The following is a 14,687-nucleotide window of genomic DNA, read 5'->3' as shown; positions in this document are numbered from 1 at the left end:
CGGAGAGGCGCTGCCTCTTGTCTAAATATGAGAAGCTATATGTTTTACGCTATACATTATCCTTCTATTTCTCGCTGTAACGGTACCGTCCTTTAAAAGGACGATACCGTTACCACTTGTGTCTGGCTATTCTACGGCAGGTTCTTTATCCGGCAATTGTGTAACGTAGCTGTCAGACAGCTGGCGCAGCCGCAGAGCACGGTTGTATTCATCCTCGTTGCCGGCCGGAGCAGTACCTCCGGTAGCCAACGGGTATTGGGTATTATCCTCGAAGCTGTTGCCCGGAATCAGCAGGGCAGAGCTGGAAATGAAGGATCCGGTAGGCAGGTAATACCGCTGCGGCAGCAGATTGTAGGACTGGCTGAGCAGATCCTGGCCGAAATGAATGTTGTTATCCATCGATACCCCCAGCAGGCTGGCGGCCGTAGGCATAATATCGACTTCTCCGCCTACCTGCGCAAGCTTCTGCGGAGCAATTCCCTCACCATGGATGAGCAGCGGAATGTTGAGCATATTGGCGTAGCTGTAATCATATCCGTAGATTTCCTTCATTAGCTGCTTGTCATCATGATCCAGCGAATAAATTGGCAGTCCCATATGGTCGCCGTAGACCATAACCAGACTGTTCTCCCATAATCCGCTCGCCTTCAGTTCATCTACAAACTGTCCGAAGGCATAGTCCGCATAGTTCTGCGACCGGACATAATCGCCGACAAAGGTTCCTTCATACCGCTCAGGAAGCTTCATCTTGTGCTTCTCTTCAGGAATAGTGAACGGGTGATGCGCCGACATGGAGATGACCTGAGCATAGAATGGCTGGCCCGCATCGCTCATTTCCTTCAGCTTCTCCGAGGATTTGCGGTAGAGCACTTCATCGGAAGCGCCGAAGAAGAAGGCGTCCTCGTCACCGAAGAACTGGTGATCGTAATACTTCTGCCAGCCGAGGGCCTTGTACAGCTCGCCCCGGTTCCAGAATTCCACTACGTTGGTGTGGAACGTGGCCGTCTGATAGCCGTTATCTCCCAGCAGACGGGGCAGACTCGGCAGCTGCTTGTCGATATAAGACATGGTAGCTGCACCCTGCGGAGGAATATAGAAGGACGAATTGACCACGAATTCCGCATCGGAGGTGTTGCCCTGGCCGACCATCTGATAGAAGTTCGTGAAGTACAGGCTCTGCTCCATCAGACGGTTCAGGTTAGGAGTGATCTCCTGGCCGTCTACCTTAAGACCCATCAGGAAGTTCTGGAAGGACTCCAATTGGATCACAATCAGATTCTTGCCCTTGGCGGCACCGGCATAAGCGGAGATTGCTGAAGCGTCGGTGCCCTTGAGCTGGTTAATCGTGCTCTGTGTGATTTCACTAGCCTCTACCAGCTCGGTTTTATCTTTGGCAAAGATCGTGTATGCTTCATAATTAAGGATGCCCATCTCCTGGGCCTTCTTGATCTCATTCATGCTCGCCTTATTCGGAAGAATATTGAACAGGCAGAGTCCGAGCGAGACAGCGAACAGTACGACATGCAGCGTCCGGCCACTGCGCCGGTTGATCTGGTCTTTTTTATAAGTGCGGCCGTTCTTGTTAATGAAGAAGTAGAAGCCCAGCACAATGATGTCGGTGAAGATCAGCAGATAATAAGGGTCCATCAATGAGAACACACTGTTCTTGACGGCAGTGACCTGGTTCACCTGCTCGGCGGCATGGTAAGTGACAATGACCCCGTAATATTTGAAATACATAATGGCGGCAAAAAAGATCGCGGTAACCAGCAGATTGACCGTCATGTAATAGCCGAGCTTCCGTCTGGAAGCAAAGCGCTCAATCAGGAAAAACAGGGCCCAGACAAAGGGCAGCTCCGTCAATACGGATTGCCAGAACTTTAAATCATCAAAGATTACACCCCAGGCCAGCAGGCTTTTGAGCAGAAAAAGAATGGAAAAGAACACAAATGGCTTAAGGAGCCATCGTTTCACAGTTTGGGATGACACAGCTTCGCCTTCTTTCTATAAAATGAACATGTTTCCCGGCTGAAAAGGAAACAGCAGCATGAGGACAGAAGAATACCATTATCAATAAAACTTATTATGAAGTGCCAGGGAAGGAATGTCAAAAATCAGAAGCGGCCGTATACTCCCTGAAGCGCGCGTAAACTACGGCTAGAACGAACCCGGCGCAGACCATTCCCTCAGGCGGGTTAATATCGGCGTTAAACGAAGAATATGAGCCATACGCAGCGGAAGCTGGCGGAAATTATTGGAGGTGGGGACGGATGGAGCATACAGAAATCACGCTGTCCGTGAGGGCGCTTGTGGAATTTGCCTACAGCAGCGGCAGTCTGGAGCCGGGCTTCCGCAGCGGGGCCGCCATGGCGGAGGGGACGCGCAGCCATCAGCTGATCCAGAAGCAATACAAGGAAGGGGACCGCAAGGAGGTCTATTTGAAGACCGGAATTCCTTACGGGGATCTGCTGTTCCAGATTGACGGACGCTGCGACGGCCTGCTTACGGCAGAGGATGGGAGTCTGACGGTGGAGGAGATCAAGTCCATGGCCGGGATCCCGGACCCTGCGCTAGAAGGGAAGGAGGTACATTGGGCCCAGGCATACATGTACGCTTACATGCTGGCAACGGAGCTGGAGCTTCCTTATATCCAAGTGAAGCTCACCTATGTGCAGCGGGGAAGCGAGGCACAGTACAGTCTCTACCGGGAGATGTCCCGCGAAGCGCTGATGGCCTTCGCGCTAGAGACTGTAAGCAGGTACGCACCGTATGCCGAGATGATGGTCCGTTACAAGGCGAAGAGAGGGGAGAGCATCACTGCCCTGTCCTTTCCGTTCTCGGCCTACCGGCCCGGCCAGCGCCATTTCGCTGCCGCAGTCTATACCTCCATTGCTGAGGGGGCGAACCTCTTCGCCCAGGCACCGACAGGCATCGGCAAAACCATGTCCACTCTATTCCCGGCGGTCAAAGCGCTGGGCGAAGGCAAGGCAGCCGGTATCTTCTATCTGACTGCCAAGACAGTTACACGGATCGCGGCGCAGGAGGCTGCCTCGATGCTGAACCGCCGCGGGCTGCATCTGCATGTCATTGCGCTGACGGCGAAGGAGAAGGCCTGTTTCCGGGAGGAGGGCATCTGCGGCAATGATTCCTGCGCTTATGCGGAGGGATATTATGACCGGATCAATGGCGCACTGATCGATATGCTGGAGCAGGAGACGCTGATGACCCGGGAGACGATCGCCAGCTATGCCCATAAGCATCAGGTCTGCCCGTTTGAATTCTCGCTGGATGCCGCCTATGTCTGCGATGTTGTGATCTGCGATTACAATTATATCTACGATCCGCGCATCAGTCTGAAGCGCATGTCGGAGGAGCGTAAGAAGAACACTGTGCTGCTGGTGGATGAAGCGCATAATCTGGTGGACCGGGGCCGGGAGATGTATTCTGCTTCGCTCACCAAGGCGCCCTTCTTGGCACTCAGCCGGACCTATAAGACGGCGAATCCAAGGCTCGGCACTGCTGCCAAAGCGGTGAACACCTTCTTCATTGCGCTGCGTAAGATTTGCGGTGACAAGGGTGCGGGAGAGTGGGCGGCCTATCCCGAGGAGCTGCCGGAGCTGCTGGAGAACTTCGCGGCCGAAGCCGAGCTGGAGCTGCTGAATCCCTCTTCTCTTATAGGCTCCGCGCAGGCAGAGGAGGAGGGGGAGAACAGCCTGCTGGATACCTTTTACGCGGTACAGGCGATGCTCCGCACCTTCAAAACCTACGATGAACGCTACATCACCTATGCCGAGGTGCGCAGCGGAGATGTGTATCTGAAGCTGTTCAATCTCGATCCGTCGCATCTGCTGCAGCAAATGGGCAAGAGCTTCCGCAGCCAGATTCTGTTCTCTGCGACCCTATCGCCGCTCTCGTATTACAGAGATATGATCGGTGCAGGCGAGGAGGATTACAGTCTGAGCTTGGCTACGCCTTTTCACAAAGAGCAGTGGCAGGTATCTGTGCTGCCGGTATCCACCCGGTTTCATGACCGTGAGGCTTCAATACAGCCGCTTAGTGATGCGCTCAAAGGCCTGGTCTCGAAGAAGGGCAACTACCTGGTCTTCTTCCCCTCCTGTCTCTACTTGAAGCATGTCTATGAGGTGTTCACTGAGAAGTACCCTGAAGTCCCCACGCTGCTGCAGGGCAGCGGAATGAGCGAGCCGGAGCGGGAGAGTTTCCTGGCGGCCTTCCGCCCGGATAACCCGGAGCCGCTGCTTGGCTTTGCCGTGCTGGGAGGTATTTTCTCGGAAGGGGTGGATCTGCCCGGTGACCGGTTGAACGGGGTGATGGTCGTAGGTGTTGGACTCCCGCAGGTGGGACTGGAGCGCAATCTGCTGCGGAGCTATTTCCAGTCACAGGGTAAGAACGGCTTCGATTATGCTTATATCTACCCGGGTATGTGCAAGGTGCAACAGGCCGGAGGACGGCTGATCCGCAGTGAGAGCGACAGCGGGGTCATTGTGCTCGCTGACGACCGCTTCATGCAGCAATCCTACAGGCAACTGCTTCCAGAGGAGTGGCGGGACTACTCTGTGATGACCTAAGCGGGTATAATCTACTGAAAAGGCATTCACCAGACAACTCAGGAGGTAATGACATGACGCTTAATATCGGACTTGTTGGAACAGGCTGGTTCTCCAAGGTACATGCGGATTTGCTGGCGGGCATGGAGGATGTGTCACTGAAGGCCGTCTGCGGCAGCAGCAAGCTTAAGGGAGAAGAGATGGCCCGCCCTTACGGGGCCGAAGGCTACGGGGAGATTACCGAGATGCTGGACAGCCACAAGCTGGATGCTGTCTACATCTGTGTGCCGCCACAGTCGCACGGGGCGATTGAGCGGGCGCTGATCCGTAGAGATATCCCCTTTTTCATCGAGAAGCCGCTAGGCTCAAGTACGGCCATTCCGGCCAGTCTGCTGGAGGATATTAAGCAGCATCAGCTGCTGACCTCGGTAGGCTATCATTTCCGCTACCAGGAGAATATTCAGCGGCTGAAGCAGACGCTTGCCGGAGACAAGGTAGGGATGATTACCGGAGAATGGATGGGCGGAATGCCCGGCGTGGCGTGGTGGCGCAATCAGGAGCAGTCCGGCGGGCAATTCACGGAGCAGACGACGCATATCGTTGACCTGCTGCGTTATCTGGCCGGTGAGGTGACAGAGGTCTACGGCATGTTCGGCAACCGGATTATGCATGAGAAGCATGAAGGGGTGACTGTAGCCGATGTGGGCACCGTGTCACTGAAGCTTGCAAGCGGCATTATCGCCAGCATCTCCAATACCTGTGTGCTGCCCGGTGAGGTGAACAAGGCCGGAATCAGCTTCTATAATGACAACGGCATGCTTGACTGGAACCCGGAGCGTCTGCTCGAAGTCCGCAGCGGGGACAGCAAGGAATACAAGAATACGGGCAACCCTTATGCGGTAGAGAGCGAAGCCTTCCTGTACGCAGTCCGCACCGGAGACCGCTCCCGTATTCTCAGCGATTATGAGGACGGGTACAAGACGCTGAAGGTAACCTGCGCTGCGTATGAATCTGCCCAGAGCGGATTGCCTGTGAAGCTATAGGCCTCCGTCTTAAGAAGAGGGAACAGCTTAATGAATGAACACTGCAAGCATTGCGGGTGCCAGCCCGATGGAGAGCAGCGCCGCCAGAATCATTGAGATACTGGAGATGGTGCCGGTCAGCGAGCTAAGCTCGAAGGCCTTGGAGGTGCCGGTGCCATGCGCTGCGGTGCCAAGCGACACTCCGCGCGCCACTTCATTCTCAATGTGGAAGAGGCGCAGTACCGAAGGCCCCATCATCGTTCCAAGCACACCTGTGAGAATGACGAAGACTGCGGTGATGCTGGGAACTCCGCCTATGCTCTGAGAGATGCTCATGGCAATCGGCGTAGTTACCGAACGCGGGACCAGGCTGGTGGCGAGATCTCCGCTCAGGTGCATTAATTTGGCCAGCAGCATGGAAGATAGTACAGCCATTACCGTTCCTGACAGCACGCCTGCCGCAATTTCGGCGGCGTGCTTTTTGAGCAGCTTGAAGTTCTTGTGCAGCGGAATCGCGAAGGCGATTGTCGCCGGCTGAAGCAGGTCTGACAGCCATTTGCCGCCTGCATTGTAGGATTCATAAGAGCTGCCTGTGATCAGCAGGAAGCCGATGATGACCAGCGGGGTGATGATCAGCGGAGAGGTGTACATTTTACCGCTGGCCGCATAGATCCGTTTGGTTATAAGATATACGTTGATGGTAAGTCCAAGGAATAATAGTCCAGTCATCATGAGCTTCTACGCTCCTTTACTTTATAGATAACACCTGTCAGCAGACCTGAGCTGGCCATGACAGCAAAGGTGCCCACGAGCACAACAGCCAGTACCTGCAGGCCGAAGGATTCCAGCAGCTTCGAGTAGTTCATCACCCCTATAGCCGATGGAATGAAGAACAGCAGCAGTTCAGCCAGCAGCCACGAAGCACCTGCCTCCACCCAGTTCAGACGGATCACGCCGGATTCGAGCAGCAGGAATAATAGAATCATCCCGATAATGCTTCCGGGAAGCGGAATATGCAGCAGTGAGGTTAATCCGTTAACCAGCAGGGAGAACACGGTTAGGCCGGCCACCTGCAGTAAGCCTAAGGCAATCTTTTTCATCATGATTACCTCCTTTCATCTCTTACTGAAAGTTTACATCTGATTCTTTCATAGGTAAAATGAATGGATTGAATAGATCGCATTCTAATTGTCTATACATGGAGGGTTGTCTAATGGATATCAGACAGCTGGAGTATTTCGTGCAGGCCGCCAGGCTGAACAGCTTCTCCAGAGCCGCAGAATCGCTGTATATCACCCAGCCGACCATCAGCAAGATGATCCGCAATCTGGAGACGGAGCTGGGGGCTGATCTCTTCTACCGCGAGGGCCGGAGCATCCGCCTGACGGATGCCGGAGAGCTGCTGCTCGTCAAGGCGCAGAACATTGTAGAGTCCTTCGCCAGCCTCTCCTCCGAGCTGGACAGCCTGCGCAATCTGAAGCAGGGGCATATCCGTATCGGACTGCCGCCCATGGTGGGGGCGAGCTTCTTCCCGGCGGTCATCGGGGAATTCCACCGGAAGTATCCCGAGGTGACGATCCGGCTGCATGAGGACGGAGCAAAGAAAGTGGAAGATGACGTTGAGTCCGGCCTGCTCGACATCGGGGCGATTGTGCTGCCGGTGGATGAGGCCAGGTTCCACAGCTTCACCTTTGTGGAAGAGCGGCTGGAACTGCTGGTCCCCGCCGGGCACCGTCTGGACGGAGCGCAGCAGGTACCGCTGAAAGAGCTGGCCGGGGAGGAGTTCGTCCTGTTCCGGGAGGACTTCGCCCTGCATGACCGGATAATTTCGGAATGCGTGAGAGCGGGCTTCCAGCCCAAGGTGGTCTATGAAAGCTCCCAGTGGGATCTGATCAGCCGGATGGTCGCCGCCGGGATGGGCATTGCGCTGCTGCCGGAGACGATCTGCCGGGATATCGACCGTTCGCGGATTACCGTCATTCCCCTGACAGAGCCGGTAATTCCCTGGCAGCTGGGCATGATCTGGCGCAAGGACCGCTATCTGTCCTTTGCCGCAAGAGAGTGGATTGCTTTTGCGATGAATGTACTCGGGGAGCGGTATCACCCGCCGGAGCCTCCGGAGGATATATAAATAACAGAGCTTATTTATACTTCCGCCGACATTTTTTTCTTTTTTTGCAAATTTTGTTTTTTGGCATCATGATTTATGATAGGGGAGAAGTTGATAGAGAGAAGGTGAGTAACTGTGAACCTTTACCAGAATTCTCCTGATGCCAATGGCCGGGATTACAGAGAAAATGAGCTGTTCCTTACTATAGAGAATTTAAGAAGCGAGCTGCTGGAGGTAGCCCAGGAGCGGAGTCTGAGCGATCATGCGGTGCTGGAGCTAAGCCAGCGGCTGGATGGATATATTGTGATGGCCCAGAACCTGATGATGGAGAGCCTGCGCAGCCGCAAGAATGGAGCCGCGCCCTACGGCAAGAATAAGAAGAGCCAGCGGATCCGGAATCAGGCGGCTTTGCAGCAATAATCAATAATACACCCGGGCATCTGACGGTGTTTGTTAATCATGGTCCTACTAATGTGGGGCCATTTTGTTGTGCTTTTCATAGTGTTGTCCTATAATGGCAATTAATAGAAGGATAACCTGAATGATGGATAGGGAGGTGCCGGGTGGAGGCGAAGCTGACTACATTACGTACGGAAATCGAGAAGAGTCTGTCCCGCTCGGGTCATAATCTTGCCTCATTTGCCAAAGTCTCCGGCCTGAACCGCGGCAGTCTCAGCGCCATTCTTCACGGCAATCCGTCGAAGCCCATCTCGCTGGGACAGCTGGATGCCATGATCCGGGCCTTCGGCTTCCCGGAAGGCTGGCTGTACCCGCTGTATGTGGATGAGTGCTTCAGTGAAGAACGCATCTCCCGCCGCCGGATCGAGCCCTTCCTGGTCAAATGTGCCGAGATGGGCAAGCAGCAATGCATTGAAGAGGTCTTAAGGCGGATTATGGAATATCAGCGGCCGCTGGATATCATCTACAGGGTGGCAGAGAGGCTATTCTGCAGCGGCAAAGTACAGGAGTCTATCGTATTCTACAAGCTGATTGTAGACCATGAACAAGACAGCTATTCCGAGCGTATGGCGATTAGCCAGTACCGTATCTTCATGTCTTTGCAGTCTACTCCCGATGTGGATATGGAGCAGAAGCTTCGAGCTGTAATCAGCTTCGAGCCGTACCGCGGGCTGCTTCCCGAGGAGATGCAGCTGGACGGGCTGCTGAAGCTGGCGAAGGTGTGCTTCGCACTGCACCGCTGGAAGGATGTTGAGAAATTCTCCGATGAGCTGAGGGCGTTAGCAAGCGGGATCTACCGCGAGGAGCTGCGCCGCAGTAAGGGGAAGAGGGCGGAGGCTTTTCAGGCGGAACGTCCGCTGGTGGTCTATTACGGGCACGGCTACCTGCTGAAGGCATCGGCGCTTACCAAGCAAGGGGAGTATGAGCAAGCCAAGAAATATACCGCTGGGTATGCAGACCTGAGCTGGTTCGAGATGCTGGATGACGAAGGGCGCAGCAGTGTAGACAGCTTCAAGCTGTTTGCCACCGCCAACGGGTTCACGCTGGAGATTCTGATGGGTAATATCTCTGTATTGCCTTCCTATATCGCGTTCTTGTCCGAGCACCCTGGGGAGATTCTGTCCGGCATGGTGATCATTATGGAGTCGGCCAACCGCTTCGGGTTCTCCGCTGATGCGGTGATGTCGCGCTTTTCCCGGGAGATGCTGCGGTTTGAACAATTCCAGGATACGATTAATGTAGACCGGGTGTACCGTCTCTATTATCAGATTGCGATCTACCATATCTCCCGCAAGCAGTATGCCAAGGGAATAGACTATATCATTCATTGCCTGCGTCTGACCATTAGGCTCAACAGCGGCAAGGACTTCATTAATTGTGTAACCTTATTTGAAGTGAACAGAGACTACGCTTCGGATACCCAGCAGAATGCGTACCGGGAGCTGATCAGGGAGGTGAGAACGCATGAAGAGATCACTGTTGATGACGGCCAGCGTTTTGGTATTGTTTAGCTTCATTCTTGCGGGTACAGGAACAGATCAGAAGTCCAAGGTAAGAGGCTTTACCACTGTTGAACACGGAGTGGAATTTTAGAGCAGATTAGAGCAGTTAGCAGTTAATTGTATAGCTAAGAGAGACTCCCCGGCCCTCTGTGTCGCGGGAGCGTTTGTGCGCAGTAATGTGAAATAAATTACATAGTAACGGCGTAATCAGGAATTGACAAATTGCAGGCACGAAAATATAATTAGGTAACCTAATTAATACATGCTTTAATTATTTGCATACCTAACTAAAATGAGGTGGAAGCATTGGGATAAATCGCGAAGGTGAAAACTCAGTCGGACACAAGCTTTTCTCTGCACTTCGGAAGCTGCGCAAAGGGCATTGGCATCACTCGGTGGAGGGGCATAAGCCAAGTGAGATGACTTTACTGATATGTATTGCACGGGCGTCGCATACTTCAGATCTGGGACTTAAGGTGTCGGAGATCAGCCGTTTCTTAGGACTGACTCCGCCAACGGTAACTCAGCTGATTAACAGTCTTGAAGCCAAGCAGATGGTAGAACGGCAGGCTGATCCGTCTGACCGGAGGGTAGTGCGCATCAAGTTGACCGAACAGGGGAAAATTATTACCCGCAGAGCCAGGGACCATATGGACGCCACACTTCACAGGATGGTGGAGTATTTAGGTGAGGAAGAATCTGATCAACTGGCGGAACTGCTGCTGAAAGTCTATGCCTTTATGGAGGATAATCCTCCGCCTAATCTAGACCGGTTACAAATGAACGGAGATGAGAAGCATGATTAAATTAATGAAACAACTGAAGCCCTTCCGCTTGGCCATCGCAGGGGTATTGATTCTGGTATTCCTGCAGTCTATGGGTGATCTGTATCTTCCCACCTTGATGAGTAACATTATCGACAAAGGGATTGTGGACGGAGACCAGCCTTATATCTGGAGAATCGGCGGCTTCATGCTGCTGGTGGCGGCAGGAGGTGTGCTATGCTCTATTATTGCCAGTTATCTGTCAGCCAGGGTGGCGGCAGGCTTCGGGAAGAATACCCGTTCCCGGGTGTTCAATCATGTAGAGAACTTTACGCTCCATGAATTCGATAAGCTGGGCACGGCCTCATTGATTACACGTACCACTAATGATATTACACAGGTTCAGACCGTCCTGACTATGATGCTCCGCATGATGGTCGGTGCCCCGATGATGATGATCGGCGGGATTATTATGGCGGTGTCTGAGGACGCCAAGCTCTCGCTGATTTTTGTAGTGGTGATTCCGCTGCTGGTCGGAGCGATATTTTTCATCGGAATGAAGGGCCTTCCGCTGTTCAAGGCGATCCAGATCAAGCTGGACAAATTAAATCTGGTGCTGCGCGAGCATCTGACCGGTATCCGCGTCATCCGCTCCTTCAACCGGATTGAGCATGAGAACAGACGGTTCAGTGAGGCGAACCGCGACCTTACCGACACGGCGATTAAAGTTAACAAGGTAATGGCGGGGCTGATGCCGTTGATGATGATCGTCATGAACTTCTCGATGATTGCCATTCTGTACTTCGGCGGAATCCGTATCGGAGACGGGGATCTGAAGGTTGGCTCTCTGATGGCATTCATTCAGTATGCAATGCAAATTATGTTCTCGCTGATCATGGTATCGATGATGTTCGTGCTGATTCCAAGAGCTTCTGCCTCAGCACTGCGCATTAATGAAGTGCTGGATATGCAGCCTGAGATTAAGGACCCTACCTCTGCAGAACTGAAGACTACGGCTACAGCTACACATGAGGACGGCCGTGACGGATTGCGCGGGTATGTGGAGTTCGACAATGTATCCTTCGCTTATCCGGGTGCGGAGCAGGCGGCCTTGTCGGGAATTACCTTCAGTGCGCGCCCCGGTGAGATTACCGCCATCATCGGCGGAACCGGGTCAGGCAAGTCCACGCTGCTGAATATGATTCCGAGATTCTATGATGCTATTGAGGGTACGATAAGTGTAGATGGTGTGGATGTGCGCCAGATGACGCAGGAGGATCTGCGGAGCAAGATTGGTTATATTCCGCAAAAAGCCGTGCTGTTCACCGGTACCATTAACGAGAATATCCGTTACGGTAAAGAGGATGCTACCGAGGAAGAGATTCTTCATGCCGCCAAGGTGGCGCAGGCCTATGACTTCGTCTCCGCGATGAAGGAAGGCTTCGATTCAAGCATCTCCCAAGGGGGCGGTAACGTCTCCGGCGGACAGAAGCAGCGCCTGTCGATTGCCCGTGCTCTCGTCCGCAAGCCGGAGGTATACCTGTTCGATGACAGCTTCTCCGCGCTGGACTTCAAGACCGATGCCAAGCTGCGTGCCGCTCTTAAGGAGGAGACCACAGAATCTACCGTCCTTATTGTCGCACAGCGGGTAAGCACGGTAATGGATGCAGACCGGATTATCGTACTGGATGAAGGTCAAATTGTCGGAATGGGTACGCACCGCGAGCTGCTGGATAACAATGAGGTGTACCGCGAGATTGTATCCTCGCAGCTGTCAGAGGAGGAAATAGCATGAGTGAGCAGAACAAAGCAGTGAAGCCGCCGCAGGGCGGAAGACACGGCGGCTTCGGCGGTGGACCGGGCGGCGGTCCCGGCATGAGAATGCCCGCCGAGAAGGCAAAGGATTTCAAGGGCACCCTGCGCCGCCTGGTCCGGTATTTGCGTCCGCGCCAGGTCCAGCTAATTATTGTATTCGTGATGGCGATTGCCAGTACCGTATTCAGTATTTTCAGCCCTAAGGTTATGGGGAAGGCAACGACCAAGCTCTTCGAGGGCGCTTATGGCAAGATGATGGGCGTGGCTGGGGCCGAGATTGATTTTGGCTATGTGAATAATATTCTGATTATTCTGGCCGCGCTGTATCTCTTCAGTGCACTGTTCAGTTACATTCAGCAGTATGTAATGGCCGGTGTGGCCCAGAAGGTTGTATACGATATGCGCGAGCAGATCAACAGCAAGCTGGAGCGGCTGCCGCTGAAATATTTCGATTCCCGGACCCACGGGGAGATTCTCAGCCGGGCGACCAATGATGTGGACAACATCAGTACCACCCTGCAGCAGAGCTTGACCCAGCTTATCACCGCCATTGTGACGATTGTCGGGGTTATTGTGATGATGCTGACGATCAGCCCGTGGCTGACCCTGATTACGATCGTTACGCTGCCGCTGAGCTTCGTAGTGATTATGCTGATCACCAAGCGCTCACAGACCTATTTCGTCGGACAGCAGAAATCGCTGGGCCAGCTGAATGGTCATGTGGAGGAGATGTATACCGGGCACCGGATTATCAAGGCTTTTGGACGGGAAAAGAACTCCCTGAAGGACTTCAATGCCATCAATGAGGACCTGTATAACTCCGGCTGGCGCTCCCAGTTCATCTCCGGGATTATTATGCCGCTGATGATGTTCATCGGGAACCTGGGGTATGTGCTGGTGTGTGTGGTCGGCGGGATCTTCGTGACCAAAAAAGCGATTGATGTCGGCGACATCCAGGCGTTCATCCAGTATTCGCGCCAGTTCACCATGCCGATTACGCAGACCGCAAATATTGCCAACATCATTCAGTCCACTATCGCTTCGGCAGAACGTGTATTTGAACTGCTGGATGAGGAAGAGGAAGTCCCTGAAGTGGCTGCTACACTGGCGAAACGTTCTGCAGATGCAGAAGAGGGCTCTGTGGAATTCCGTCACGTGCAGTTCGGCTACAAGCCGGGTGAACTCCTGATTGAAGACATGAACATCGAGGTCACTCCGGGACAGACCATTGCGATTGTAGGACCAACGGGAGCCGGCAAAACCACGCTGATCAACCTGCTCATGCGCTTCTATGAGATCAGCGGCGGGCAGATTGTGATCGACGGTGTGAACATCACCGATATGAAGCGCAGCGAGCTGCGCAGCAAATTCGGTATGGTGCTCCAGGATACCTGGTTGTTCAACGGGACCATCCGCGATAATATCGCTTACGGCCGGGAAGGGGCTACGGAGGCAGATGTGGTGCGTGCAGCCAAGGCTGCACATGCCGATCACTTCATCCGTACGCTGCCGCTCGGGTATGACACGATTCTGAATGAAGAGGCCTCCAACATCTCCCAGGGTCAAAAGCAGCTGCTTACCATCGCCCGGGCGATTCTGGCCGATCCGTCCATCCTTATTCTGGATGAAGCAACCAGCAGCGTAGATACACGCACAGAGGTGCAGATTCAGAAGGCGATGAACACGCTGATGCACGGCAGAACCAGCTTCGTGATCGCTCACCGCCTGTCCACCATCAAGGACGCCGATCTGATCCTGGTGATGAACCAGGGCAGCGTGATTGAGAAGGGTACCCATGTGGAACTGCTGGAAGCCGGCGGCTTCTATGCCGATCTCTATAACAGCCAGTTCTCCGGGGATGACCTGCCGGACGCAGGCTGATCCGAATAGAACAGTTACCTGAATATAGCCGGCTGTAGACCACAGCCAAGCATAACCCAGCGTTCATGCAGAGCGTCTTCGGACATTCTCTGTAGGAACGCTTTTTTATACCCATCCACGCACCCACCACTTTCCTATGCCACCACTCAACTCCACCAACTGAATCTTTCCTGCACAAAATACAACTTTCCCCGCGTCCAATTGGCCTAAATCTCAAATTGTTGCACAGAAGGCAGCATTCCTCCTCCATCCATAGGCTACAAATAAAAATTCCTGCATTTTGTGCAGCAATCCTCTAAATATCAGCTTATCTGTGAGCGGAAGGTGCAATATCTGCAAGATTTCCGTGTATAGGGTTCAAGTCATAGTCTCTAGCCGCCCGTGTATTATATAGTATATTCCAGATTATACTAGAAAAAGAGAGCGGAATCCCCCTGCGTCCATGGCACAGGTTCAGGCATTCCAGGGGGCAGCAGCGGCAATGGTCACACTAGTTTTTCAAAAATTCAGAAAAAAGATTTGCTTAAAATTTTCGGGGTATATATGATAAGGATATCAAAATGACCCGC

11 protein-coding genes are annotated in these 14,687 nt (G+C 53.4%); 8 read left to right on the top strand and 3 right to left on the bottom strand.

The window, feature by feature from the left end; genetic code table 11:
• Positions 1 to 126: 126 nt before the first annotated feature.
• Positions 127 to 1,974: an LTA synthase family protein gene (locus tag NYE24_RS17720; protein ID WP_342476304.1), complete on the bottom strand. Its 1,848-nt coding sequence runs from the start codon at positions 1,972 to 1,974 to the stop codon at positions 127 to 129.
• 296 nt (positions 1,975 to 2,270) lie between these two features.
• Here NYE24_RS17720 and NYE24_RS17715 point away from each other — a divergent pair, with 296 nt between their 5' ends.
• Together NYE24_RS17715 and NYE24_RS17710 are read left to right on the top strand one after the other, a co-directional pair.
• On the top strand, positions 2,271 to 4,586 hold the full coding sequence (locus tag NYE24_RS17715) for an ATP-dependent DNA helicase (RefSeq protein WP_342476303.1): 2,316 nt from the start codon (positions 2,271 to 2,273) through the stop codon (positions 4,584 to 4,586).
• Between the two features lie 53 nt (positions 4,587 to 4,639).
• On the top strand, positions 4,640 to 5,608 hold the full coding sequence (locus NYE24_RS17710; protein WP_076159248.1) for a Gfo/Idh/MocA family oxidoreductase: 969 nt from the start codon (positions 4,640 to 4,642) through the stop codon (positions 5,606 to 5,608).
• 27 nt (positions 5,609 to 5,635) lie between these two features.
• On the opposite strand, the gene NYE24_RS17705 is transcribed toward NYE24_RS17710, so the two are convergent.
• Positions 5,636 to 6,316, bottom strand: a complete 681-nt coding sequence (locus NYE24_RS17705; protein WP_342479256.1) for a CidB/LrgB family autolysis modulator — start codon at positions 6,314 to 6,316, stop codon at positions 5,636 to 5,638.
• A complete protein-coding gene (locus tag NYE24_RS17700) occupies positions 6,316 to 6,687 on the bottom strand; it encodes a CidA/LrgA family holin-like protein (protein WP_036692167.1) in 372 nt (123 codons plus the stop codon). Before NYE24_RS17700 ends, NYE24_RS17705 begins: the two co-directional genes overlap by 1 nt.
• 113 nt (positions 6,688 to 6,800) lie before the next feature.
• Between NYE24_RS17700 and NYE24_RS17695 the strand changes: the two genes are divergently transcribed.
• The 6 genes from NYE24_RS17695 to NYE24_RS17670 all read left to right on the top strand — a co-directional run bounded on the left by NYE24_RS17695 (position 6,801) and on the right by NYE24_RS17670 (position 14,118).
• Positions 6,801 to 7,718 carry a LysR family transcriptional regulator gene (locus tag NYE24_RS17695; protein ID WP_036692168.1) on the top strand — a complete coding sequence of 306 codons (918 nt, stop codon included), beginning with the start codon at positions 6,801 to 6,803 and terminating at the stop codon, positions 7,716 to 7,718.
• Positions 7,719 to 7,832: 114 nt separating this feature from the next.
• Positions 7,833 to 8,117, top strand: coding sequence for an aspartyl-phosphate phosphatase Spo0E family protein (locus NYE24_RS17690; RefSeq protein ID WP_036692170.1), 285 nt, complete (start codon positions 7,833 to 7,835; stop codon positions 8,115 to 8,117).
• Positions 8,118 to 8,260: 143 nt separating this feature from the next.
• The gene (locus NYE24_RS17685; protein ID WP_036692172.1) at positions 8,261 to 9,667 is read left to right on the top strand and encodes a hypothetical protein; all 1,407 of its coding nucleotides are present in this window, start codon (positions 8,261 to 8,263) and stop codon (positions 9,665 to 9,667) included.
• 410 nt (positions 9,668 to 10,077) lie between these two features.
• Positions 10,078 to 10,464 carry a MarR family transcriptional regulator gene (locus NYE24_RS17680; RefSeq protein WP_051493262.1) on the top strand — a complete coding sequence of 129 codons (387 nt, stop codon included), beginning with the start codon at positions 10,078 to 10,080 and terminating at the stop codon, positions 10,462 to 10,464.
• Positions 10,457 to 12,217 carry an ABC transporter ATP-binding protein gene (locus tag NYE24_RS17675; protein ID WP_342476302.1) on the top strand — a complete coding sequence of 587 codons (1,761 nt, stop codon included), beginning with the start codon at positions 10,457 to 10,459 and terminating at the stop codon, positions 12,215 to 12,217. The genes NYE24_RS17680 and NYE24_RS17675 overlap by 8 nt, the downstream gene beginning before the upstream one ends.
• Positions 12,214 to 14,118 (top strand): ABC transporter ATP-binding protein, encoded by a 1,905-nt coding sequence (locus tag NYE24_RS17670; RefSeq protein WP_342476301.1) that lies wholly within the window; start codon positions 12,214 to 12,216, stop codon positions 14,116 to 14,118. Before NYE24_RS17675 ends, NYE24_RS17670 begins: the two co-directional genes overlap by 4 nt.
• The last annotated feature ends 569 nt before the right edge of the window (positions 14,119 to 14,687 follow it).

It is taken from the genome of Paenibacillus sp. FSL H7-0350 (assembly GCF_038593195.1).
In the GTDB taxonomy this organism is placed as follows: domain Bacteria; phylum Bacillota; class Bacilli; order Paenibacillales; family Paenibacillaceae; genus Paenibacillus_AQ.
Note: the sequence above shows the minus strand (reverse complement) of the source record. Positions and strands in the feature narration are given on the sequence as shown.